Source organism: Candidatus Defluviilinea proxima, assembly GCA_016721115.1.
In the GTDB taxonomy this organism is placed as follows: domain Bacteria; phylum Chloroflexota; class Anaerolineae; order Anaerolineales; family Villigracilaceae; genus Defluviilinea; species Defluviilinea proxima.
Window position 1 is genome coordinate 3,036,532 of sequence record JADKIW010000001.1, and the last position, 22,613, is coordinate 3,059,144.

Sequence of the window (22,613 nt, forward strand, 5' to 3'; positions counted from 1 at the left end):
ACTATCCCTGTGGTGAGACTCGTCTCACCACAGGGACCATGTTCACCGATAAGCTGTTCACAGGCCAACAGGAGATGGCTGGACTGGGCATCTACAATTATGGCGCAAGATTCTACTCGCCAAAACTGGGACGCTTCCTCAGTGCCGATACAATCGTACCGAACCTATACAATCCGCAAGACCTGAATCGCTTTTCATATGTTAGAAATTCCCCGCTAAACTATATTGATCCGACTGGACATGATCCTTATAGCACCTGTGGTGGAAACCCAGCCTGTATTGAGTATGTCAACAAACACCCAGAGGCAGACTTCACGTCCACTTGGGGAAAAGGTAAAGACGGAGGAACCCCTGATAACAATGACGATGGAGGAGGTAACAACAATAATGGCGGAAAATGTTCGGGCTTGTGTATACCGACAGATGACACGATATCAGGAGGCGATTCAGATGTCGGATATGATATTTACCCAGATGTAGGTGTTGCAATCCTAAACTATTATGGTACTTATCAAGTAATTAACTTGAATGAAGCACAAAATAATGGGACACTTTATCAAAATTTGATTATGTTTGAGCAAAATGCTGATAAAAGGAAAGCCGCCAAAGAAGCAATGTTTTCGTCCAGTATTGAATTTGGGGCTCTTACTGTTGCTACTATCACGGCTGTTGTTGTTGCTTTAGCAGGTACTTTGGAAACAGCTACTGTTGTTGGTGCCCCAGTTGGAATACCACAGGTAATAGGAGCAGTGGGGGGGGGGGCTTGTAGCAGGTGGTGCTGCATATAAAGCAGGAATGGATTACGGGAATGCAGTTGGCGAATTAGAAAGCGCAAACCAAAATCTTCAAAATTCATGGAATATACTTAATTCTACTCCATAGGATGGTAATATGAAGTCTCAAAATGTATTGTTTTTTGGTGCAGTTATTGGTTGGATAATAATTTTTACATTTGTTGAATTTTCCCCTTTAATTAGGAGCATTGGGGTTCGTCTTGTTGTATTGATATTGCCGTATAACATTATATTGTTGGCAACTAGGTTGATTGATGCTAATAGGTTATCAGATTTGTCGAAGCAGACAGCGCTGAGACAGCGTTTTATGTTTTTAAATCTCGTAAATGTATTTCTTGCTTGTGGACTTTCGGCCTTGTTTATTGACTTAAAGTATTTCAGCCTTGCTTTAGGACTACCTAGTTTGGCCGCATTAATTTATGGATACTTTTTAAGAGATGGTGCGAATACAAGTTCTCTTTAATGCGATTGTAAGATAAACTTATGGTGACGGGATGTTTCTCCCATCTGTGTTTGGGTTAGAACCTATATTGACCAGCGGAGTCATTGTAGGTAAATAATGATACTACCCTTTCTGATAAACATGGTTGTAGAAAATTCTTTAGGGATGATAAGATTAACAGCGCCTGTAGGCGCTGTTTTTCTTTTGTCTGCCATTGCTCCCGGTCTGGCGCCGTGTCACGTGCAACGAGTGACGATATTCACAGGCCAAAATCGACTAATCCCACTATACTTATCTTTTGTCCGAAGGAGTTGGAATGAAGCACTTTCTCGCAGTATCAGATCTAACATCAGGGGAAGTTCAGGAATTGCTCGATGTGGCAATCCAGTTAAAAAAGGAACATTTTGAGAAGGGCAATGCGCCTATTTTCAAAGGCAAGGTACTGGGCATGATCTTCCAGAAGCCCAGCCTACGGACGCGCGTCTCGTTCGATATGGCGATGCGTCATTGCGGCGGCGATGCTCTTTATCTTTCCCCGAGCGAGATCGGCCTCGGCAAGCGCGAATCCATTGCGGATATTGCACGGGTCTTGTCGGGATATGTCCAAGGCTTGATGGCGCGCGTCTTTGATCATAATCATGTACTGGAACTGGCGAAGTGGTCTGAGATTCCCGTGGTCAACGGTCTGAGCGATTACAACCATCCCTGCCAGGCCATGGCCGATGCGTTGACCATTCAAGAGAAGTTTGGCAAGGCCAAAGGACTGAACGTCACGTATGTGGGTGACGCGAATAACGTCGCTGTTTCGCTGATGCACGTCTCTGCGAAACTCGGCTGGAACTTTACCATTGCAAATCCTGAAGGCTATGACCTGAACCCGAAAGCTGTAGGCATTGCCAAGGATATTTCCGAAGAGACCGGCGTCAAGCTTGCGTTCCTGCGTGACCCGCATGAGGCAGTCAAAGGGGCACATGTGATCTACACCGATACATGGACTTCGATGGGACAGGAAGAAGAAACCGCCAAACGCGAGAAGGTCTTCCCGCCGTATCAGGTCAATGCCAAGTTGGTGGGCGAAGCGGATAAGGATGCCATTGTCATGCATTGTTTGCCTGCGCATCGCAATCAAGAATTGACCGATGATGTGGCCGACGGTCCGCATTCAGTCATCTTCCCGCAGGCGCATAATCGCCTCCATGCGCAGAAGGCGATTCTGGCTAGATTATTTGGTGTGGCGTAAATCGTTTTGTAGGGGCAGGTCTCAGACCTGCCCCTACGGAAAAATTATATTAGGTAAAAATGAACACAAAAGACTTTATCGCTTTAGAGGAACAATACGGCGCACACAATTATCACCCTTTGAATGTTGTCATTGAAAGGGCAGAAGGGGTTTGGGTCTATGATGTGGACGGGAAGAAATATCTCGATTGTCTTTCCTCCTACTCCGCAGTCAATCAGGGACATGTGCACCCTGACATTTTGAATGCACTGCTCGAACAGGCAAAGAAGGTTACGCTCACCTCGCGCGCTTTTCGCAACGACCAGTTGCCGCTCCTTTACAAAGAACTCTCCGAGATGACCGGCTACGAAATGTCCCTGCCCATGAACAGTGGGGCAGAGGCCGTGGAAACGGCGCTCAAGCTGGCGCGTAAGTGGGCCTATCAGGTCAAAGGCGTGCCGCGCCATCAGGCCGAGATCATCATCGCCGAAGGCAACTTCCACGGGCGCACGATCTCCATCGTCAGTTTTTCCACCGAACCGTTGTATCGTGATGACTTTGGTCCGTTCACGCCGGGCTTCGTCATCGTGAAATATGGCTCTGCTGATGCCATTGAAAAAGCCATCACGCCCAACACCGCGGCCGTGTTGATCGAGCCGATTCAAGGCGAGGCCGGTGTCATCATCCCTCCGGCTGGATATTTAAAGCAAGTGGCTAACATTTGCAAAAAGAAATAACGTGCTTTTTATGGCGGATGAAATTCAAACGGGTCTTGCCCGCACGGGGAAGCTGTTTGCCACTCAACATGAAGATGTCCGCGCTGACGTTGTGATCGTGGGCAAGGCTTTGGCTGGAGGCTTTTATCCCGTTTCGGCTGTGCTGGCTGATAAAGCCATTCTCGGCTTGTTCAAGCCCGGCGAACATGGGTCCACTTTCGGCGGGAATCCACTTGGGGCCGCAGTAGCCAGAGCTTCGTTAAGAGTGATCCGGGAAGAACGATTGGCAGAAAGAGCGCAACAGTTGGGCGAATACTTCATCGAGCAACTGTCCGAGATCCCCAGTCCGCATGTGAAAGAAGTGCGAGGCAAAGGGCTATTGATCGGCGTCGAGTTGAAGCCTGAAGCTGGTGGTGCGCGTCGTTTTTGTGAAGCGCTGCAAGAGAAAGGCATCCTTGCCAAAGAGACACATGACCACGTTATCCGCTTTGCGCCGCCGCTTGTGATTGACAAAGAAACGATCGATTGGGCGTTACCGTCCATTCGCGATGTGTTGAACACGAAATAGTAATCATAGACTTCCGAAGCCATAGAGACTTCGGAAGTCTGGTATGGAGGTTCGACCATGAACATTGGAATACCGAAAGAAACGCGTCCGTTTGAGTATCGTGTGGGCCTTTCACCTGCCGGTGTAGAGATGTTGGTTCAACATGGGCATCCAGTATATGTTGAGCATGAGGCGGGTGTGGGTGCAGGTTTCAGTGATCAAGAATATGAGAGTGCAGGTGCGCGAATCTCTTATTCATCCGATGAAGTGTTTGCGCGCGCTGATATGTTGTTGAAAGTCGCGCGCCCCACCAAAAGCGAGTTGGATTGGTTGCGCCCCGGAACCATAGTGGCGGGCTTGTTGCATCTGGCTTCCTCGCGCCGTGATAAAGTGGATGTTCTGCTTGAAAAGAAAGTGACGTCCATTGCGTATGAACAGATCCAGTTGGCAGATGGCTCTTTGCCTGTTCTACGCCCGTTCAGCGAAATTGGCGGAAGCATGGCTCCGACCATCGCGGCTCGTTTGCTTCAAAATAATCGCGGCGGAAATGGTATCTTGCTCGGCGGTATTCCGGGCGTGCCTCCTGCCGAAGTTGTGATCTTGGGAAGCGGTGTGGTGGCGCGGTATGCGGCCAAAGCGTTCGTAGGCCTGGGTGCGCAAGTGACAGTGATCGGCGCTCAGCTTTCCAGTTTACAGAAACTCCATGAGGATATTCCGGGTATCGTGACCAAGTTCTCGACCAAACGCAATATTGAAAAGTCCACTGCATACGCCGATGTGGTTGTTGGCGCTGTCTTGATCACGGGTCAACGTTCTCCCATCGTTGTCACTCGCGAGATGGTGCAGAACATGAAGCCGCGCTCCGTCATCATTGACGTGAGCATAGATCAAGGTGGTTGTTTCGAAACATCACGCCCGACTACGCATGAGCTTCCCACGTATGTGGAAGAAGGTGTGATTCATTATTGTGTGCCCAACATGCCGAGCGTTGTGGCGCGTACTGCTACACATGCCTTTGTCAATGCCGCAGTACCGTATATCCTTGAGATTGCCAATAAAGGTGTTGATGCCGCGATCGCGGCTGACCCGGCGCTTGAGTTAGGCGTCAATACGCACAATGGAAAACTCGTTCATTTGAACCTTCTTGAGGAGGGTGCCAATGGACTGGAATAGTATTTATCAATCGCGCATCACATCTGCACAGGATGCTGTTTGCAATATCAAATCTGGAAATCGCATCTTTCTCACCGGCAATGTGTCTGTCCCTCAGAAGGTACTCGCCGCTTTGGTTGAGTATGCTCCGAACCTTGAAAATGTGGAAATTTGTCAGGCATTGACCATCGGGCCTGCCGACTATGTCAAGCCAGACATGGAAGGCCATCTGCGTGTCAACACGTTGTTCATCAGTCACAACGTCCGTGCCGCAGTGCAGGAGGGGCGTGCAGATTTCACCCCCGTTCTCCTTTCTGAATTCCCGCTCCTGTTCAAACGTGGTGTCCTGCCATTGGATGTGGCGATTATTCACGTCTCGCCACCTGATGAGCATGGCTTTTGCAGTTTGGGTGTGGAAGTGGGTCTCACCAAGTCCCCGGCTGAATCGGCGAAGATCATCATTGCCGAGGTCAATCAGCAGATGCCTCGCACATTGGGCGATTCGTTCATCCACGTCAGCCGTTTGCACCACATCGTCCCTGTGGATTACCCGATCCCCGAAATGCAAATGTCTGACGAGGGAAATTCCGATGTGGTCGAAAAGATCGCAGGCTATATTGCGGATTTGATCCCAGACGGCGCTACTATGCAATTGGGTATTGGTGCGATTCCCGATGCTGTGTTAAAGTATTTGCACCACAAGAAAGACCTGGGTGTTCATAGTGAGTTGTTCTCAGACGGTGTGATCGAACTGGTCAATGCCGGGATATTGACCAACGCGCGTAAGTCCCTGCATCCGGGCAAGATCATTGCAGGGTTCATGTTTTCTCGTTCCAAAGATGGTGTTCCCATCATTGCCTTGCCAAGCACCACAAAACTCAAGGATGGTACACTCATTACCCGTATCGCGGCCATGCTTAAGCAAGGTGCTGGAGTTGTGACCACTCGCAACCATGTCCGTTATGTAGTGACCGAATATGGTGTGGCTGATCTGTATGGCAAGACCATCCGTCAACGTGCACATCAGTTGATCAATGTCGCCCATCCCGATTTCCGTGCTGATCTTGAGAAACAGGCAAAAACATTGCATTACATATAGGCTTTAACAAAGCCATAACGAAAATATGGAAACTCACCACAGAAGAGGGTGTTCCTCTCTGTGGTTTATCCCAAATTGTTAGAGGAAAGTTTTATGACGACACGCAAAGCAAAAATTGTAGCAACAATCGGGCCTGCCAGCCAAAGTGAGGAAGTGCTTGAGAAATTGATCCGCGCCGGTATGAATGTGGCGCGCATGAATTTCTCTCATGGCACTCACGAACAGCATGCCCAAAGGATCGCAACGATCCGTAGCATTTCTGAACGGATCGGTAGACCTGTTGGCATTCTGCAGGATCTGCAGGGCCCCAAGATCCGTGTAGGTGCATTGGATGCGCCCATTCCACTCGCAGAGGGTGAGATGGTGACTCTCTATGCGACCGGCACATCAACATCGGAAGACGGATTCAAGCATATCCCTGTAGATTTTCGACAAATATTCGATTCAGTTCGGACCTCTGACAGGCTCCTGCTCGATGATGGCCGTCTTACACTGGAAGTTGTTGCTGTCCATGGTCGCGATGCACTGACGGCCAAAGTGGTCGTCGGTGGGCAGTTATCTTCGCACAAAGGTATTAACTTGCCGGGTGTGCAACTTCGCATTTCCGGATTTACTTCAAAAGATGAAGCTGACCTTGAATTTGGCATATCGCAGAACGTGGATGCCGTAGCCATTTCTTTTGTCCGCACTGCCGATGATGTCAACAAGGTTCGTTATGCGATAGAGCGTTTCTCAAAAGGCGGGCGCCAGCCTTTGCTGATCGCCAAACTTGAAAAACCAGAGGCCATCGATAACCTCGATTCGATCCTCGACAATGTGGATGGTGTTATGGTTGCACGTGGTGATCTGGGTGTGGAACTCCCGCCTGAACGTGTACCGGCCCTACAGAAGCACATTATCCGTGTGGCGAACTCGCGTGCCAAGCTTGTGATCACTGCCACGCAGATGCTCGAATCCATGATCACGAATCCGCTTCCCACGCGGGCCGAGGCGTCCGATGTAGCCAACGCCGTTTTCGATGGTACAGACGCGGTCATGTTGTCTGCGGAGTCGGCCTCGGGGAAATATCCCGTTGAATCGGTGGAGATGATGGATCGTATCGTCCGCGAAGCGGAAACCCATTTTTTTGAATGGGGTGTGGAGCAACAGACAGTTACTGGTTTCGACAAAAGCGATACAGCTTCCATGGCGCGTGCCGCTCAAGCGCTGGCCAATGATAAGAATGTTACAGCAGTAGCCTGTTTCACTACGCAGGGACGTACCGCATGGTTAATGTCCAAGATACGCCCTCGTGTGCCGATCATGGCATTTACGCCCGATGAAAAAACCTACAGGCGTTTGGCATTTATTTGGGGCGTACGCCCGCAAAAGATCGAGTTCGCAAATTCTCTCGAGGAAATGCTGGATTATGTGGATGCCGCTCTGATGCGCTCTGATGTGGTTCAATCTGGCGATCAGGTTGTGATGGTTTGCGGTTTCCCCGTGGGAGCCGTCCGCCCGACAAATATGGCTTTATTGCATACAGTGGGAGAAGGTTAGTTTTCTGTTGAAGAGATCAATATCCCAATACCGATCAACACGCCGCCTGCTAAAAACAGCGGCGTGATTTTTTCTCCCAGAAAGAACCAGCCAAGCAGTGTGCCGACAACCGGTTGGGCGAAAAATGTCAGAGATGCGGTGGAGGCGGGTAGAGCGGCGAAGGCATAATTCCATAAGAACATGGCAATAGCAGTGGAGATGATGCCGAGAAAGAGCAAGCCTCCAATGATGCCGGGGGTGATCGATCCAACACCTTGCTTGCTGACCTCGAAAACGCCGAACAATATACTGGAGGGTATCCCGCCCATCAACATCACCGTACTGGATGCCAATAGATTGCTTGTTGTTGAAACTTTTCGAACCAACACGGAATACAAGGCCCAGGTCAGCGCGGCGGCGATCAGGCTTAGATTACCGAGAAAAAGTTTGGAGGAGAAGTCTGCGGTACGAGGGTCGATGACGGCCAGCACACCAAGAGAAGCAACGACCAGAGCGATCATGCCTCGCTGTGTTGTCTTTTCTTTGAGTAGAAGCGGGGCGAACAGCAGAACAAAAGCCGGTGTGGCCGATGTAACGAGGGAGCCATTCGACGCTGTGGAAAGTTTTGTGCCGACGAATTGAAATCCCAGTGAGATACCATAACCGATCACGCCCACAAGGAAACTATCGCGGAAATTTTGTCTTGTGAAGCCAATGTACTCCTTGCGTAGGAGGACGATACTGCCCAATACAAGTGCGCCCATGATGAGACGAATGGCAAGCAATGTGAAAGGTGGAATAACTTCCAATACGACTTTGCTGACAACATACATCCCGCCCCAAATGGATGCTGCGGCGAGACCACATAATAGACCGATGATAGATTTGTTCATAAGGTGGGGATTATAACGGTAGACTGAAAAAATGCGTGGAACGGGATAACATTTGACCCCACGAGAATACTAATCGAAAGATTTGTTTTGGCGCGTCTTTTTGATCGCTCCTCTTTGTTTCTTTTCTTTCAGTCTTTCTTCCTTTGATGTCTTGGTTGGTTTTGTTTTTAAACGCTTTTTCGGTTTGATGGAAGCCTTTTGTAAAAGCTCAACAAGCCTTTGAGTTGCATCTTCGCGGTTCTGTTCCTGTGTGCGGAAGCGCTTTGCTTCTATAAGCAGAATGCCGTCAGCGTTGACGCGGTTTCCAGCAAGCCGGAGCAGGCGTCCCTTGATGTCTGAGGCGAGCGAGGGGGAGTTGGGAATGTCAAAGCGCAGTTGTACCGCTGTCGCCACTTTGTTCACGTTCTGCCCGCCGGGTCCAGATGCGCGGATGTAGTCGAATTGCAATTCGTGTTCATCAAGGTGTACTGATTCTGTGATTTTGAGCATGCTGTATTTTGCCACAGAATCAAAGAGGCGCGGAGAAGAGAAAATCTCTGTGGTTCCGCGTCTCTTTATATTGAAGGACTTTAGAACATCAAGGCGTTGATCTTTTCGATCATTTCAGGAGCAGGCCTGAGGTCTACATCGGTGAGGCGGTTGAGGGGAGTATCCACCAGATTGTAGGTATCGGCGAGGGCGGGCTTTTCAGGGTTGACGTAGATCAAGCCTGTGGCGAGCCAGTTGTTCTGGTGCGCTTCTTCAAGCACGCGCAACGCTTGGAAACGATCAGTGGGGTTGTAATCTTGCTCGAGATTTTTGAGAATGATCGTTGAACCATCGTGCATGGCTACTTCACGGACTTCGCCATCTTTCATCTCTTCTTCGAGAATGATCTCACTGCGCGGTGCGATATAGGTGATATCGTGCAGGGGTTCTTCATGATCCTTGCCCCAGGCGTAGGAGTGGTACGCATTATCTTGATTGTTGAAGGTGACGCATGGGCTGATGATATCAAGCACAGCGATGCCCCTGTGTGCAAAGGCGGCTTTGAGAAGTTCTTTGACCTGCTTGGGGTTGCCTGCGAACGAGCGCGCAATGAAGGTGGCACTGGAGACCAACGCTTCCATGCAGATGTCCACGGGCATGTAGGGATTGACGCCCTGCTTTTTGAGGGAAAGACCGCGTTCAGCAGTGGCGGAGAATTGTCCCTTGGTGAGGCCGTATACACCATTGTTCTCGATGATATAGATCATGTTGAGGTTGCGGCGCATGACATGCTTGAATTGACCCATACCGATGCTGGCGGAGTCGCCGTCACCGGAGACACCGATACCTTTCAGACGATGGTCACCGAACAACGCGCCTGTGGCAATGGATGGCATACGTCCGTGCAGGCTGTTGAAGCCGAAGGAGCGGCTCATGAAATATGTGGGGCTTTTACTCGAGCAACCGATACCGCTAAATTTTGCCACGTTCTCTGGCACCACATTCATTTCGTACATGGCGGCCACGATCTGGTTCGCGATCGAGTTGTGACCGCATCCCTGACATAGGGTTGTGGGGTTGCCGCGATAATCGTTCTTGCTTAGGCCTGCGAGGTTTAAATTGGCTGGTGCTCCAGCCATGGGAAGTGCTGACATTATTTGGCTCCTTTCTTACCACTCTTTGTGGTCTTAGCCGTTTTGGCTGGTGTCTTCTTTTTGGGTGCGGCTTTCTTGGCCGCCGCTTTCTTCACTACTGCCTTCTTCACAGCCACTTTTTTCACCGGGCTGGCCTTGGCAGGTTCGGTGTATTGAGAAAGGATTCCCTCTAATATCCATTTGGCAGAGGCGGGCATACCATCACCGAAGGCAACGGATTTGAGTTTGGACACCTGATCGGGATATGCCAGCGAAATCAGCTGGTGCAACTGCCCATCGCGGTTCATTTCCACAACGAAGACCTGATCGTAGTTTCTGATAAATTCATCCACTTCCGAAGTGAATGGGACGGCGCGCACGCGCATGAAGTCCGCTTTGATGCCGTGTTGGCTTACCAACAAGTCACGCGCTTCAATGATCGCGGATTCGGTGGAACCGTAAGCGAGGATTGCGATCTTTGCGCCGGGGGTGAGGAAGGTCACAGGCTTGGGAACATATTGTTTGGCCGTGACAAACTTCTTCTTCAGGCGCATCATATTGCGATGGAACATACCGCCATCTTCAGTGTATTTGGCATATTCGTCATGGCCGGTACCACGTGTGAAGTACGAGCTCATCGGATGTTTGTTGCCGGGGAAGGTACGGTAGGCAATGCCATCGCCGTCTTTGTCGAGGTAACGTCCCCAGTTTCCTTTTAATTCTTCAAGGTCCTTTTCAAACAACACCTTGCCGCGATCCATGGGGGCGGTGGGATATTCAAAAGGCTTGCTCATCCATTGGTTCATACCCATATCGAGGTCTGAAAGGACGATCACAGGAGTTTGTATACGTTCGGCAATGTCGAATGATCTCCAGCCGAATTCGAAGCATTCATTCATGTCGCCGGGCATCAGCACAATGCTGTCACTATCACCATGACCCATGCCGACCACAAAGCTGAGGTCCGCTTGGGATGTGCGTGTGGGCAGGCCGGTGCTGGGTCCAATGCGTTGGATGTCCCAGATTACTACCGGGATCTCAGCGTAATACGCCAGCCCTACAAATTCTGTCATCAGGCTCAAACCGGGGCCAGAAGTCGAGGTCATGGAGCGTAAGCCGCTCCAACCTGCGCCGACGGCCATACCGATGGCGGCCAATTCGTCTTCCGCTTGCACTACAGCATAGGTGTGTTTGCCGTCCTCGCGTTTGCGGAGCATGGGGAAGTAATCGTTCATGGCTTCGGCTAAGGACGTGGCCGGTGTGATGGGATACCAAGCTACAAATTGCGCGCCACCAAAAACGGAGCCGATCGCGGCGGCGGTGTTGCCATCTGCCATAATCATGCCTTCGGTTTTGTCCATGTGTTCGAGATAATACGGGTCTTTCTTTTCGAGGTTGGCTTTGGCCCATTCAATCCCAGCATGGACCGCGCCCATATTCATACCGATTGGCTTTTGCTTACCTTTAAAGTGAAAATCCAACGCGGCTTGAATCTTCTCCACATCAATGCCGATCATTTGAGCAAGCACACCTACGTAGACCATGTTGCCTACGAGGTCGCGATAATCAGCAGGGATGTTCGGGTCGTTCTTTGTCAGTTCCTTGATCGGCATGGGATAAATGGCAATGTCGGTGCGTGAGATGGGGAGTTTGATATTATCAGCGTAGTAAAAGGCTCCGCCTGGCGCAACAGACTCAAGGTCCCGCATGAACGAATCGGGGTTGATCGCGATCACGATCTCGTTCGTTTCGCGTCGTCCGAGATATCCATCCTTGCTGGCACGGATTGTGTACCAGGTGGGCAATCCTTGAATGTTAGAGGGGAAGAGGTTCTTCCCTGAAACGGGGATGCCCATCTTGAAGATCGCGCGCAAGATGGTATTGTTGGCTGTGGAACTTCCTGAGCCGTTTTTTGTACCAACAATGATCGAGAAATCGTTTATTACTTTATTCATAATGCTCCTAAATGGTTTATGGAATTGTGGGGTGACCCACAAATTGCCAGTAAATTTCTGGCTCCAATATTATGGCCTTTGGTAAAGGAGGTCGGTGTGAGCAACAAGCGCCTTGTAGCCGTCCTCGTATTTGCCGCTGCATATCGCGTCCACCATTTGCTTGTGGTAGCGCCATACTTCCTGTAGATATTCATAACCGCCGGTAAAGACGTTCAACCCGACGTTTTCGTACGCATCCCAGTAGGCTTCCAGAATCCCAGTTACGAACGGATTCTCGAGTCGGCTGTAGATCGTCAGATGTAACCTGCGATGTTCCTCATGCGGGACTTGAATCGGTGAACCCTGCAGTTTCTCAAATGCACTGTTGATCAAGTTCTGTAGCTCTTGTTTATCTGCTTCGTTCAGCTTTTCAACAGCTTCGTTCCAAAACGCGGCTTCCACGTGGTTACGCAATTCGGAATATTTGCGGAAGTGTTCATTGTCAAGTGCCAACGCATATCCAAGGCTTTGACGAATGGCCGGCGCAAAGGAATATTCCATGCGCCTCGTTCCCAATCTGGGCCGGACTTCGACCAACCCGAGCGCACGCGCCACTTCAAGCTGTTCTCGTAAAGAAGCAAGACTTACGCCAAGTTCTTCACTCAACTTTTTGAGAGAAGGGAGTCCGTTTTCGACTTCTTCATGCGTGGCGAGATAACGGAAAAATTCTGAGATGTTCGGGGAGATGCGGTTTCGAATTATCATAGTTACGATTAATCAGATTAATGAGAGTATATATCTATTCTTAGGGCAAGTCAAGGATGGCGCAAATGGGTAAGTGAGATGAGTCCGCGTTACCCGTTTGGGGAAGAAAAAAATCCCCTGATCTTTTTGGATCAGAGGATTTTGGATTCAGCTGGGGATGACAACGTGTCTCTTTTCAGAGGTATCGTGTTTTTCGTGTTTCAGTTTTCTTTTCTCCTTCAGCGTAAGTTTAGATTTCTTCTTTTGTTCCTTGTTGCCTTTGTCTTTTTTACCAGATTGGCCCATGTCAGTTTCTCCTTTCTTTCATAAAAGCGGATATACGACTGATAACACAATTGTACATCTGGTTTACAGCAACGTGTAAGGCAGATTCCTCTCACGTTGCAACAGACTTCAGATACAGGTCTTCTACTTTCTTCCTGGCCCAGGGTGTCTTACGCAAAAAAGCCAAGCTGGATTTGAGGCTGGGATTGTTCGTAAAGCACTTGATGGGAATACGGTCTCCCAGTTCAGCCCAGCCATATTGCTCAACGAGTGTTTTGACGATTGTTTCAAGTGTGATGCCGTGCAAGGGGTCATTGGATTGGAAAGTTGTCATTGCGGCTCGCGTTCAAATATCCTGTTGAATGTTTTTTCGATGATGTGTGCCGTTTCTTGAAGGTTCTCGGGCTCGGTCAGCACCGTGGACGTGAAACCGTATTTGTAGCCGAGAATCCTATTCAAGGTGTTGACTTCTTTTGGCAGCCAGTTGGGATGGTAGTTGAAGATGTGTTTTCCCCAGCGAAGCATCTTCTCCAATTGTGCCTTCATTTCGGCATACAAAGATTCAGGGATTGAATCAAACCAACGCGAGTCGATCACATATAAAGATGGATGGGTTGATTGATTGAGTTCCGTCATTTCAAGGATGCTGTAATAACTTGATTCAAATTCGGATACAAACCCGCTCGTGCTTAACAGGGCGTCTGATTCAGCGAAATCGGCCTGATCCTCCACTGACGCCATAAACTGTACGCGGACGTAATAGCTTTCCACAAATTTCTGCGAGTACAGGCTGATCTCATCCTTGTGGATGAGAAGCGGATCTGGCCTTCCGTCCTTACGAGGGAAGGATAATTCAATATCTTCCACGTTTTCAAGCTGACCATCGCTTGGGTAACACGTCTTCACACGGCCAAAGATCACCGGCGGGCGACCATCCCGTTTACGTTTGAGAGGGATTTTGCAAAAATAGTTTTTACCGATCCAGTTTTGGTGCGCAGGAACGAGCTGATTCTCGAACAATCCAATGGCATCTTCTACCTCGCCAAGTGTAATGTTAGAGAGGGCGCGATATGCCTGCTCGCTTTTCTTGTTCTGTGGTGGTTGGTTTTGACCGCCCTGGTTTGAATCACCTTGTTCTACAGCCCGTTTTTGCCCAACCCAATGATATTCCTGTTGTGGTCCATCGCTCTGGGCGCGAAGCACATTGCGGAACACAAATGGAAAGGTAAAAGGCGGACGTAGGGCAATTTCAAGAGTCATGCTTGGCCCAAGAATACATCCGATTCAGATTTCGGGCAAGTATCGATTTATTTGACTGCGTATAGTAATTTTCTAATTTCTTCTTTCGATAAAACCGCTTCCAGCACGCCGCCGCCGATTGCCAATGCTTTATCTGAGACAAGATCACAGACGCTTGCATCGCCGCGTGGGTCAATATCCCCGACTTTCAAACCTTTGGGCACATATAGACCATTATGTATCAGGCCACGCAAAACGCCATCGAACGGACTAACGATTTTCGATTTGCGATCTTCGATTTCAGATTGAATCTCTGCAATCACTTGACCATCTTTTACATGGTCTCCGATATTTGCATGGGAAACTACAACTCCATCGCTCGGCGCACGCAATACACGGCGTGGATCGCCTTCAGGCAGACCGCTGTCAGGCTGGGTTGAGCCTTGCCAATACACTCGTCCCAGCGTGTGACTGCGGCGGGTTTCGATCACAGCGTGACAATTCTCTCCTGCGCAGAATCCAGGCCCAAGTCCGATATGAAGCGAGACATCTTTTGGAAGAGGAGGGGGAACTTGTTTGATGAGTCGCGCATCCACGACTGCGTAAAACGTGTTGCGTAATAGGATGTCTATATTTGGATCAACGAGAACCGGAATCTCATCAGCTTCATCCCACGCCGATAACTGATTCGCTTCGATCAGCCTTGCCTTCACGCCCTCGACTGTGTGATGGCCCGTATACACTGCCTCTGCGAATGAGACAGTGCGACGTACCGCCAACGGCCGTGCGAGTTCAGTGATGAGTACTTTGATGCCTGCACGATATAAACGAAGGGCAACACCTGTAGCAAGATCGCCACCGCCACGGATCAGCACAAAATTATTTTTGGACATTCGCTTTTTGAGTGGCTTCCAATTGTTCGGGCGTGGCTTTTGCAATGACAGCTTGTTCCTGTAACAAGTGACTGAACGAGTACAGCAAAAGATAAACAAATAGGAAGAAGAACGTGTAAAGGAATGTGAAAGCGGCCAATCTGCGGCTTGGGTCAATAACCAAGCCAAGGATGTTCATGGCGGTTTCAGCGGGGTTTTGTAGAATATCCCACGAGTTGAGACGCACGAAGCGGCCAATATAAATACCAAAACTGCTCAAGGCCGATATGATGAAAACGAAAGCCCAACCTGTGATGCGACCGAATGTCCGCGCGACAATATCTTGCATAAGATAAAGCGATATAACGCCCAACATCATGGCTGTCCATGAGCACCATACAACGATGATGACATCGTACCAAAGAGGGGCGTCAGTAGCGCGACGTGCAAGGTCCTGCAAGTCAGTGAGCATGTAGGGCGCGTTCGGGAAGAAGATCAGCCAGAGGAAAGCGACGAATGGAATGACGAGATACAGCCAAATGCGTCGCCATGAAACAGCATGTGCTATGTAGGCGAGGATAAAAGGTATCCACGCAAGAAAGAGATTCCAGATCAGGTCGATGCGCCTGCCTGTATCGCTGTACACCACGCGTGCGGCGACCAGCGCAATACACACAGCGCAAGCTGTGTTCAGCAGAGTAAATACTGCGATGTTATACCGATGTCGGACGAAGAAGTTGCGAAGTTTGTTGAAGGTAGGCATGGTAGATTACATAGCATCCAGGAAATAGACGAGGTCAATATCGCCGGGAGAACAGCCAAAGTCTGTGAGGAGTGCAGCGGCTTCTGTTTTATGCTGTGTGCCGTGATTGATAACATGGGCCATCACTTGCCATAACACTTTTTCAAATGATGTGCCTTTAAAATTCTTGTAAACGAAGCGACTATTGAGCATCTCGTCTGTGACATTGTCTACAAACGCCATAAGCAATTTTTCTTCCTCTACCCAGCGGGCACCGAGTGACTCGACGTTTGGAAAGTCTTCGGGTTTCAAATGGGCACTCAAGGAAGTTCCCTCCCAACGGTGTCGCCAGACCCACTCTGCAGATAAAGCGTGGATCAGTGTACTGCGCAAGCCTCCATGCGGAAACGAAGCGGGCGCGATGAATTGTTCATGCGTTACCTTCGAGGCGGCATCCAGGATTTTAGCAGTGGTCCACTGATTGTATTTATATAAAAGTGTAATGTCTTGTTTGTTCATAGCTTCTCCAGCGGGTCATTCTTCTGTCTTTCCAACAACAGATGCCCAAAAGTATACAACGTAATGTACAGGAATAAAAAGAATGCCCCAAATAGACTGGTGAACCCTATCGACTGTAAGCTTGGATCCTGTGCGCTTTGTAGCGTGAATTCTGCCATACCGGTCAAGTTCCTGAAAATATCCCAGGAATTCCAGCGCAAAAAGCGGCCAACGTAGACGCCAATACTCGTCAGCCCGGCGACAACAGCCACGAAGCTCCAGCCGAACCAGCGCCCGAATTCACGGCGGATGATCTCTTGCATCAGGAATAATGAAACCATGCCCAGCAAGAGCCCTGTGAACGAGAACCAGATCAGTAACATCACGTCGTACCAAACTGGTACATCACGCCACGCGCCTGCGAGATGTTGAAAGTCCGTTAGGATATAAGGTGCATTGGGAAAGAAGATCAGCCAGAAGAATGCAGCTATTGGAACGAATAGTGTGACCTGCTTTTTGCTCAGGGTCATAGTGTAGGTGAAGTAGGCGATGATAAAGGGAATCCATGCCAGGAATAAATTCCATACCAAGAATCCATAATTAACGCTTTGACTGAACTCCGAGCGCACACGCCAGACAGCAACCGAAAAAACAGATGCGCCCGCCAGCAGTGTGAACATCGTCAGGCGATATTTGTTGTGTGAAAAATAATCAACTAGTTTACGGTACATTATTTCCTCAAGAACTTCAACAGAATAGGATTGAACGTCTCGGGCTTTTCGTAATGGGGAATATGCCCGGCGCCCTCGATTGCATAAAACTCCGCGTTGGGTATCGCGGCGCGCAAGTCATCGCTGTATTCAAATGGCACAGTAGCATCGTTGCGCCCCCAAAACAACGCAACGGGCTTGTCCATTGTTCCAATCAATTTATAGGTCTCGATGAAAGAACCGAGCATATTGTTCCGCACCGTCGAAAGGATGGCACGTTGAAACCCTTTGAACTGGATCTGGGATTTGTACTGCTCTGTGAATCGCTCGACCAAATTGGGATCAAAGAAATCTTTTGCCGCACTTTTGACGAAAGCCCCGCTTCCTGCGACGCTGAGAACTGCTTCAGCCACGAATGGCAGTTTTACCATCCTCAACATCAGTGAAGGGGCAACGGCTCTTGCACCCGTTGGGTCGATCAATGTCAATGATTTGACTCGTTCAGGGTAGCGCGTGGTAAAGGTAGCAGTGATGGGTCCGCCCATAGAAAGACCGACCAGATTGATGGGCGAAGTGAAGCGGAGCGCGTCCAACAGATCAGTGAGTTGCTCCACGAAGAGGTCGATGTTGTAGCGTGTGTCAGGCCGGTCGGAGAATCCGCGCCCATATAAGTCATACCGCAGAACACGAAACCCCGAATCTGACAAAAACTGAAAGAGACTATCAAAAACAAAATAAGGGACAGAAAAACCGTGAACGAGGACGACGGTTTCTTGTTCATCAGCGTTGGCTGTCTCGTAATGGGTGACGCCTTTGGAAAGTTGAATGAATGAACCACTCGCATCTTTGCGAGTTTCATCATTCAATTCTTTTGTTTCATCTCGAATTGGAAGTGGCATGTTGATTTGTAGGGAATGGCAGTTGCCACTCCCTACAGGTGATTATATTTTCCCCAACGCGCGTAAAACGCGTTCGGGTGTAAATGGAAATTCGTTGATCCAGACGCCGGTTGCATCATGGATGGCCGCCGCAATGGCTGGAGCAACCGCAAGATAGGGAAGTTCTCCAACGCCGCGTGCACCCCACGGACCATTCGGGTCGTTGACTTCGACGATCACAGTTTCAACTTTTTCGGGAATATCCAAAATGGTAGGGATGAGATACGTGCTGAGTTGATCGGTGAGCACATACCCGTTTTTAGTTTTGTATTCTTCGAGAATGGCATAGCCCTGCGCTTGCACCACCGCGCCTTCGACTTGTCCCTGCACGAGGGCAGGATTGATTGCCTGACCCACATCATCTGCGGAAACAAAACGGATAACACGCACATGACCGGTCTCGGTATCCACTTCCACTTCAGCGGCTTGAGCTACGAAGGCGTACGCGAAGTTGGGTGTAGAGTATCCCGTTTCGGGTTCAAAGTTGGTTGTGCGCGGCGCGAGATATTTGAACTCGCTAATGGCTGGGCGTTCTTCGGCTTTCCACTTTTTGAGCGCAAGTTCTGCAGCACCTCGAATGGCATTGCCAGACATGAACGTCATGCGTGAAGCGGAGACAGAACCTGATGTACCCGTGACGGCTGTATCGGACGCCACCAGCTTTACTTTCTCGAACGGAACACCAACTGCCTCGGCGGCCATTTGCATCATGACAGTATGCGTGCCCTGGCCCACTTCCGCACTGGCATGATGGAGGATGACTTCGTCGATCTCTGCCTTGCCGCGTATTTCGATCTGTGCCCAACAGTTCTCTTGATAACCAAACGAGAAGCCGATGTTTTTGAATCCAGCCGCGAGGCCTTGACCACGCTTTAGGTAACCTTCGGTATTGCTTGGGGCGAGCTTTCCTTCATCCCATCCAAACTTATCCTTTGCGGCCTCAATACATTGCACAACGCTGACCGGGCTGGGGGAAGGCGTTCCTACACCAAGTGGGTCACCGTCTCTTAACGCATTCTTCAAGCGGAACTCGACCGAGTCCATGCCGAGCTTTTCGGCGAGCTTGTCCATTTGCATTTCAGCCATGAACAATGCTTGTGGTGCGCCGAATCCACGGAAAGCCGCGCCGGGGACGTTGTTGGTGTACACCCCGTACACATCTGTTTTGACGTTTGGGATTACGTAAGGTCCAGTTGATGTGATGGCAGAGTTTCCAAGTACTTTATTGCTTGTGTACATGTAGGCGCCTGCATCACCGATGATCTCATTTTCAATGGCGATGACTTTACCGTCTTTTGTTGCTCCCCATTTTGCGCGCAGAACGACGTGATGGCGTTTCCCATGCCCGATCATGGATTCTTGCCGTGACCAAATGATGCGCACTGGGCGTTGCAGTTTCCATGCGGCCAAGGCCAGCACGATCTGCACGGACATGTCCTCGCGCCCGCCGAATGCGCCGCCGATGGCGGGGTAGATCACACGGATGCGGTCATGCGGCATGTTCAAAGAGTGTGCGATCTGTTCCTGATCTTCGTGGGTCCATTGTCCGCCGCAGACAACCGTAATGCGCCCTTCCTCATCGATGTAAGCCAGACCCGCTTCCGGTTGCAGGTAGGCATGTTCCTGCACTGGCGTGACGTACTCGCTCTCAACGATCACATCCGCTTTGGCAAATGCCTCGTCCACATTCCCTTTGCGGATTTTGTAATGGACGCAGATATTGGAATTGTCGATCTCTTCGTGAACGCGCGGCGAGTCCGCTTTCATGGCTGCGATGGGGTCTGTAACAACTGGCAAATCTTCGTATTCGACATCAATCAACTTGACAGCTACAGCGGCCTGCGCTTCCGTCTCTGCCACGACGACTGCTACTTGGTCGCCCACGAAACGGACAATATCTGCTCCAGCTTTTGATGAGCCAACGCCACAGAGAACAGGCTGATCCTGCCATTGCAATCCATACTCGTTGACGGAAATATCTTTGGCTGTATACACTGCGATCACGCCGGGAGCGGCTTCGGCCTTGTCGGTCTTGATCCACTTAATGCGTGCATGTGGACGACCTGCAAAGAGTATCTTCATGTGCAACATGCCCGGCATCGAAAGATCGCCAGAGTAAGGCGCTGAGCCGGTCACTTTATCGTGTGCATCCACGCGGGGGAGCGATTTGCCAACCGAAGTATAAGTAGTCATTCCTTGCTTCCAAATAACCTTATGAGAGTACGATCTATCTTCTATATTTCTTTGTCTTTATGCGTGGAGCGGGCACATCCATGGGCCCATATCTTGAGGGCCCCATAATGGAATACATGTATCCGTAAATAATGGATACGATACCTCCCACAACCACCAATGCGACCAACGCAAGCACCAATGTCGCGATCAGGTGTGGTCTTGTGGCGAAAAAGTTTGCAATGTAATTCAACCCGGTAAAATTGGCGAGAGCCGGTGGCACAGACATATAGCCATACCATTCTGGAGGAAGGATCCCATTACCGAGATTTTGCCCGGCCAAATAATCTCCAACGCCATACGAAAAGACCGGCACGACCAACATGAATAAACATCCGATCCCGCGCATGTAAGGGTTGATGGCGGTCCTTTCCTTAGTTGTCGGTGCCTGTGGCTTACTCGAACGCGAAGTATACTTTCCCATATCTCACCTCAGTTTCTAATTTTGTTTGCATCTTCAATTGCTTGCACGATCTTGTAATAACCCGTACATCTACACAGGTTGCCGGTAATGGCCTGTTCTATATCACTTCGAGTGATATTCTCTTTTTCTTCCAATAACTTTGCGGCAGACATGACGAAGCCTGGCGTGCAATATCCACATTGGACGGCGCCATCTTGAATGAAAGCCTCTTGCACAGGGTGCAATTTTTCCTCTTGCGCAAGACCTTCCACTGTGACGATCTCTGCGCCATGCGCACGAGGTGCGGGGACGAGACATGCCATCACTGCTTTGCCATCAAGGAAAACCGTACACGCGCCACATTCACCTTCGGCGCAACCTTCTTTGGTGCCGATCAATTCGCCTTCTTCGCGCAAAAGACGAAGCAGAGTTTTATCGTGTCCATTATTGAACACATATTTCTTGCCGTTGATCGTTGTTTGGATGGGCTCGGACGGGGAGGTGTGGATGGTCAATGGTCTATCGTCCACGGTCTTCTTGCCCCACAACAAAACCGCGTCTTTCATTGTTTCGGCTTGATCCTGCCCATCAAGCAGTGACTTTAACCCGCGCTTGGTACACACACGCACCATCTCGCGGCGGTATGCGGCACTTCCACGAATATCATCGATGGGTTTGGATCCATTCATTGTCAAACGAGCGGCTTCTTCGATGACAACATCTGTCAATTTTTTGCCGATGAGATAGGCTTCGGCTTCGGTGGCATGGATGATGGTGGGGGCAACTGCTCCCAGCGTGATCGAGGCTGTTCGGACGGTATCAGCATCAAGTCCAAGAATGACCGCTACATTGATGACAGAAATGGCTTGGGCTCGGCGTAAGGCTAATTTGATGAACGTCCCGCGTTGGGAGGATGTCAATGCTGGGAAAGAAATATCCACAAGCATTTCATCGGGTTGCATCACCGTCTTACGGACGCCGGTATAAAAATCCTGCAGTTTGATCGTGCGTGTGCCGTTGATGGATCGCAATGTGACCGAGGCGCCGAGTGCCATGAGAGGAGTAATGGTGTCGTTGGCGGGCGAGCCTGTGATGAGATTGCCTGCCACGGTGCCGCGATTACGAATTTGAGGTGCCCCAACTTCCCATGCCGCGCGTGCCAGTGGGTAAGCGCGTTCGCGGATGAGTTGTGATGCAACACAATGATTATGTGTGACGAGTGGACCGAGATGGATAATATCGTCTTCGTCGATTGTGATCTGGTCGAGTTGGGGAATACGCGTAATGTCGATGAGGGTGTGAATGCCCTTGCGGACACCGCGTTCGAGTTCAAGGATTAAGTCTGTACCGCCCGCAACAATACGGGTTTGTTGCCCCTGTGTAGAGATTGTCTTTAGTATTTCTTCAATGGTTGTTGCGTTGATATATGTGTGCCACATGGTTGTAACCGTAGGGGCAGGTCTCAGACCTGCCCCTACAAAATGTTATTTTGATCCTGTTACGACTTCGGATCGTTTGTTGTATGTTTCAACTGCGAGTCTGGCAAGCGATATAATGTTGCGGATGGCCGCCGGGAGCGAAGCTTCGTCGCCCATGCTGGCTTCCACGTTATCGTTCGCGCGCGCAATTTGTTCTGCGAGATCGAAGAAGGTGGCATCGAATTGATAGATCGCCTCGAGCTCTTTTTCGTTGATCTTGACTGCATCGAACAAGCCAGAGTATCCGCGTGGGGCCATGCTGATCTTGTCGATGAATGTGCGCAGTTTGATGGCGGCTTGTTCCATATCGTCAACATAGGCGATCATGCCGTTGCTTACCATATCGGCTTGCAACTGGGATGCACGTTGCCATTGCTCATCAAAACGGCGTGCGACGGTATCACGCAATAACTTGTCCGCGTCGCGGCGGTTTTGTCTTTCTACGTATCCACCGAAGCCGGGGATATAGGACGCCAGTTTTTTGAACGGGTCCTGCATGCTGGTCACTTTTTGAAAGAAATCGTCCATTTTTGTGTCTCCTGCGTTGATATACGAGT

At 49.9% G+C, this 22,613-nt stretch carries 23 protein-coding genes and 1 pseudogene; 7 read left to right on the forward strand and 17 right to left on the reverse strand.

The window, feature by feature from the left end; all coding sequences use genetic code 11:
- The first annotated feature begins 38 nt into the window (after positions 1 to 38).
- The 7 genes and pseudogenes from IPP66_14090 to pyk all read left to right on the forward strand — a co-directional run bounded on the left by IPP66_14090 (position 39) and on the right by pyk (position 7,508).
- Positions 39 to 788 carry a hypothetical protein gene (locus IPP66_14090; GenBank protein ID MBK9926402.1) on the forward strand — a complete coding sequence of 250 codons (750 nt, stop codon included), beginning with the start codon at positions 39 to 41 and terminating at the stop codon, positions 786 to 788.
- A gap of 103 nt (positions 789 to 891) precedes the next feature.
- Positions 892 to 1,257: a hypothetical protein gene (locus IPP66_14095; protein ID MBK9926403.1), complete on the forward strand. Its 366-nt coding sequence runs from the start codon at positions 892 to 894 to the stop codon at positions 1,255 to 1,257.
- 295 nt (positions 1,258 to 1,552) lie between these two features.
- A complete protein-coding gene (gene argF, locus IPP66_14100; GenBank protein ID MBK9926404.1) occupies positions 1,553 to 2,476 on the forward strand; it encodes an ornithine carbamoyltransferase in 924 nt (307 codons plus the stop codon).
- 59 nt (positions 2,477 to 2,535) lie between these two features.
- A pseudogene (rocD, locus tag IPP66_14105) lies at positions 2,536 to 3,739 on the forward strand (ornithine--oxo-acid transaminase).
- Positions 3,740 to 3,796: 57 nt separating this feature from the next.
- On the forward strand, positions 3,797 to 4,891 hold the full coding sequence (ald, locus tag IPP66_14110) for an alanine dehydrogenase (GenBank protein MBK9926405.1): 1,095 nt from the start codon (positions 3,797 to 3,799) through the stop codon (positions 4,889 to 4,891).
- Positions 4,878 to 5,969, forward strand: a complete 1,092-nt coding sequence (locus IPP66_14115) for an acetyl-CoA hydrolase/transferase family protein (protein MBK9926406.1) — start codon at positions 4,878 to 4,880, stop codon at positions 5,967 to 5,969. Before ald ends, IPP66_14115 begins: the two co-directional genes overlap by 14 nt.
- Before the next feature lie 93 nt (positions 5,970 to 6,062).
- Positions 6,063 to 7,508 (forward strand): pyruvate kinase, encoded by a 1,446-nt coding sequence (gene pyk, locus IPP66_14120; GenBank protein ID MBK9926407.1) that lies wholly within the window; start codon positions 6,063 to 6,065, stop codon positions 7,506 to 7,508.
- On the opposite strand, the gene IPP66_14125 is transcribed toward pyk, so the two are convergent.
- From IPP66_14125 to IPP66_14205, 17 genes are all read right to left on the reverse strand, one after another.
- Positions 7,505 to 8,380 carry a DMT family transporter gene (locus IPP66_14125; GenBank protein ID MBK9926408.1) on the reverse strand — a complete coding sequence of 292 codons (876 nt, stop codon included), beginning with the start codon at positions 8,378 to 8,380 and terminating at the stop codon, positions 7,505 to 7,507. The two genes, pyk and IPP66_14125, sit on opposite strands and share 4 nt — an antisense overlap.
- A 69-nt stretch (positions 8,381 to 8,449) precedes the next feature.
- Entirely contained in the window at positions 8,450 to 8,869 is a 420-nt protein-coding gene (gene arfB / locus IPP66_14130; GenBank protein MBK9926409.1) for an aminoacyl-tRNA hydrolase, read from the reverse strand.
- An 80-nt stretch (positions 8,870 to 8,949) separates the two neighbouring features.
- Positions 8,950 to 9,987 carry a 2-oxoacid:ferredoxin oxidoreductase subunit beta gene (locus IPP66_14135; protein ID MBK9926410.1) on the reverse strand — a complete coding sequence of 346 codons (1,038 nt, stop codon included), beginning with the start codon at positions 9,985 to 9,987 and terminating at the stop codon, positions 8,950 to 8,952.
- A gap of 14 nt (positions 9,988 to 10,001) precedes the next feature.
- Positions 10,002 to 11,936 (reverse strand): 2-oxoacid:acceptor oxidoreductase subunit alpha, encoded by a 1,935-nt coding sequence (locus IPP66_14140; GenBank protein MBK9926411.1) that lies wholly within the window; start codon positions 11,934 to 11,936, stop codon positions 10,002 to 10,004.
- A 69-nt stretch (positions 11,937 to 12,005) separates the two neighbouring features.
- Entirely contained in the window at positions 12,006 to 12,680 is a 675-nt protein-coding gene (locus tag IPP66_14145) for a FadR family transcriptional regulator (GenBank protein ID MBK9926412.1), read from the reverse strand.
- 147 nt (positions 12,681 to 12,827) lie between these two features.
- Positions 12,828 to 12,965 (reverse strand): hypothetical protein, encoded by a 138-nt coding sequence (locus IPP66_14150; GenBank protein MBK9926413.1) that lies wholly within the window; start codon positions 12,963 to 12,965, stop codon positions 12,828 to 12,830.
- A 91-nt stretch (positions 12,966 to 13,056) separates the two neighbouring features.
- Positions 13,057 to 13,278 (reverse strand): DUF2132 domain-containing protein, encoded by a 222-nt coding sequence (locus IPP66_14155; GenBank protein MBK9926414.1) that lies wholly within the window; start codon positions 13,276 to 13,278, stop codon positions 13,057 to 13,059.
- Positions 13,275 to 14,204, reverse strand: a complete 930-nt coding sequence (locus IPP66_14160; GenBank protein MBK9926415.1) for a hypothetical protein — start codon at positions 14,202 to 14,204, stop codon at positions 13,275 to 13,277. The genes IPP66_14155 and IPP66_14160 overlap by 4 nt, the downstream gene beginning before the upstream one ends.
- Before the next feature lie 47 nt (positions 14,205 to 14,251).
- A complete protein-coding gene (locus tag IPP66_14165; protein MBK9926416.1) occupies positions 14,252 to 15,076 on the reverse strand; it encodes an EF2563 family selenium-dependent molybdenum hydroxylase system protein in 825 nt (274 codons plus the stop codon).
- Positions 15,063 to 15,818, reverse strand: a complete 756-nt coding sequence (locus tag IPP66_14170) for a DUF1361 domain-containing protein (protein MBK9926417.1) — start codon at positions 15,816 to 15,818, stop codon at positions 15,063 to 15,065. Before IPP66_14170 ends, IPP66_14165 begins: the two co-directional genes overlap by 14 nt.
- Before the next feature lie 6 nt (positions 15,819 to 15,824).
- Positions 15,825 to 16,316 (reverse strand): DinB family protein, encoded by a 492-nt coding sequence (locus IPP66_14175; protein ID MBK9926418.1) that lies wholly within the window; start codon positions 16,314 to 16,316, stop codon positions 15,825 to 15,827.
- On the reverse strand, positions 16,313 to 17,026 hold the full coding sequence (locus tag IPP66_14180) for a DUF1361 domain-containing protein (GenBank protein ID MBK9926419.1): 714 nt from the start codon (positions 17,024 to 17,026) through the stop codon (positions 16,313 to 16,315). Before IPP66_14180 ends, IPP66_14175 begins: the two co-directional genes overlap by 4 nt.
- Positions 17,026 to 17,904, reverse strand: coding sequence for an alpha/beta hydrolase (locus IPP66_14185; GenBank protein MBK9926420.1), 879 nt, complete (start codon positions 17,902 to 17,904; stop codon positions 17,026 to 17,028). The genes IPP66_14180 and IPP66_14185 overlap by 1 nt, the downstream gene beginning before the upstream one ends.
- A 42-nt stretch (positions 17,905 to 17,946) precedes the next feature.
- The gene (locus IPP66_14190) at positions 17,947 to 20,136 is read right to left on the reverse strand and encodes a xanthine dehydrogenase family protein molybdopterin-binding subunit (protein ID MBK9926421.1); all 2,190 of its coding nucleotides are present in this window, start codon (positions 20,134 to 20,136) and stop codon (positions 17,947 to 17,949) included.
- A 34-nt stretch (positions 20,137 to 20,170) separates the two neighbouring features.
- Positions 20,171 to 20,599, reverse strand: coding sequence for a hypothetical protein (locus tag IPP66_14195; GenBank protein MBK9926422.1), 429 nt, complete (start codon positions 20,597 to 20,599; stop codon positions 20,171 to 20,173).
- An 8-nt stretch (positions 20,600 to 20,607) separates the two neighbouring features.
- The gene (locus IPP66_14200; GenBank protein MBK9926423.1) at positions 20,608 to 22,017 is read right to left on the reverse strand and encodes an FAD binding domain-containing protein; all 1,410 of its coding nucleotides are present in this window, start codon (positions 22,015 to 22,017) and stop codon (positions 20,608 to 20,610) included.
- Positions 22,018 to 22,062: 45 nt separating this feature from the next.
- Positions 22,063 to 22,584 carry a hypothetical protein gene (locus IPP66_14205; protein MBK9926424.1) on the reverse strand — a complete coding sequence of 174 codons (522 nt, stop codon included), beginning with the start codon at positions 22,582 to 22,584 and terminating at the stop codon, positions 22,063 to 22,065.
- Positions 22,585 to 22,613 lie beyond the last annotated feature (29 nt).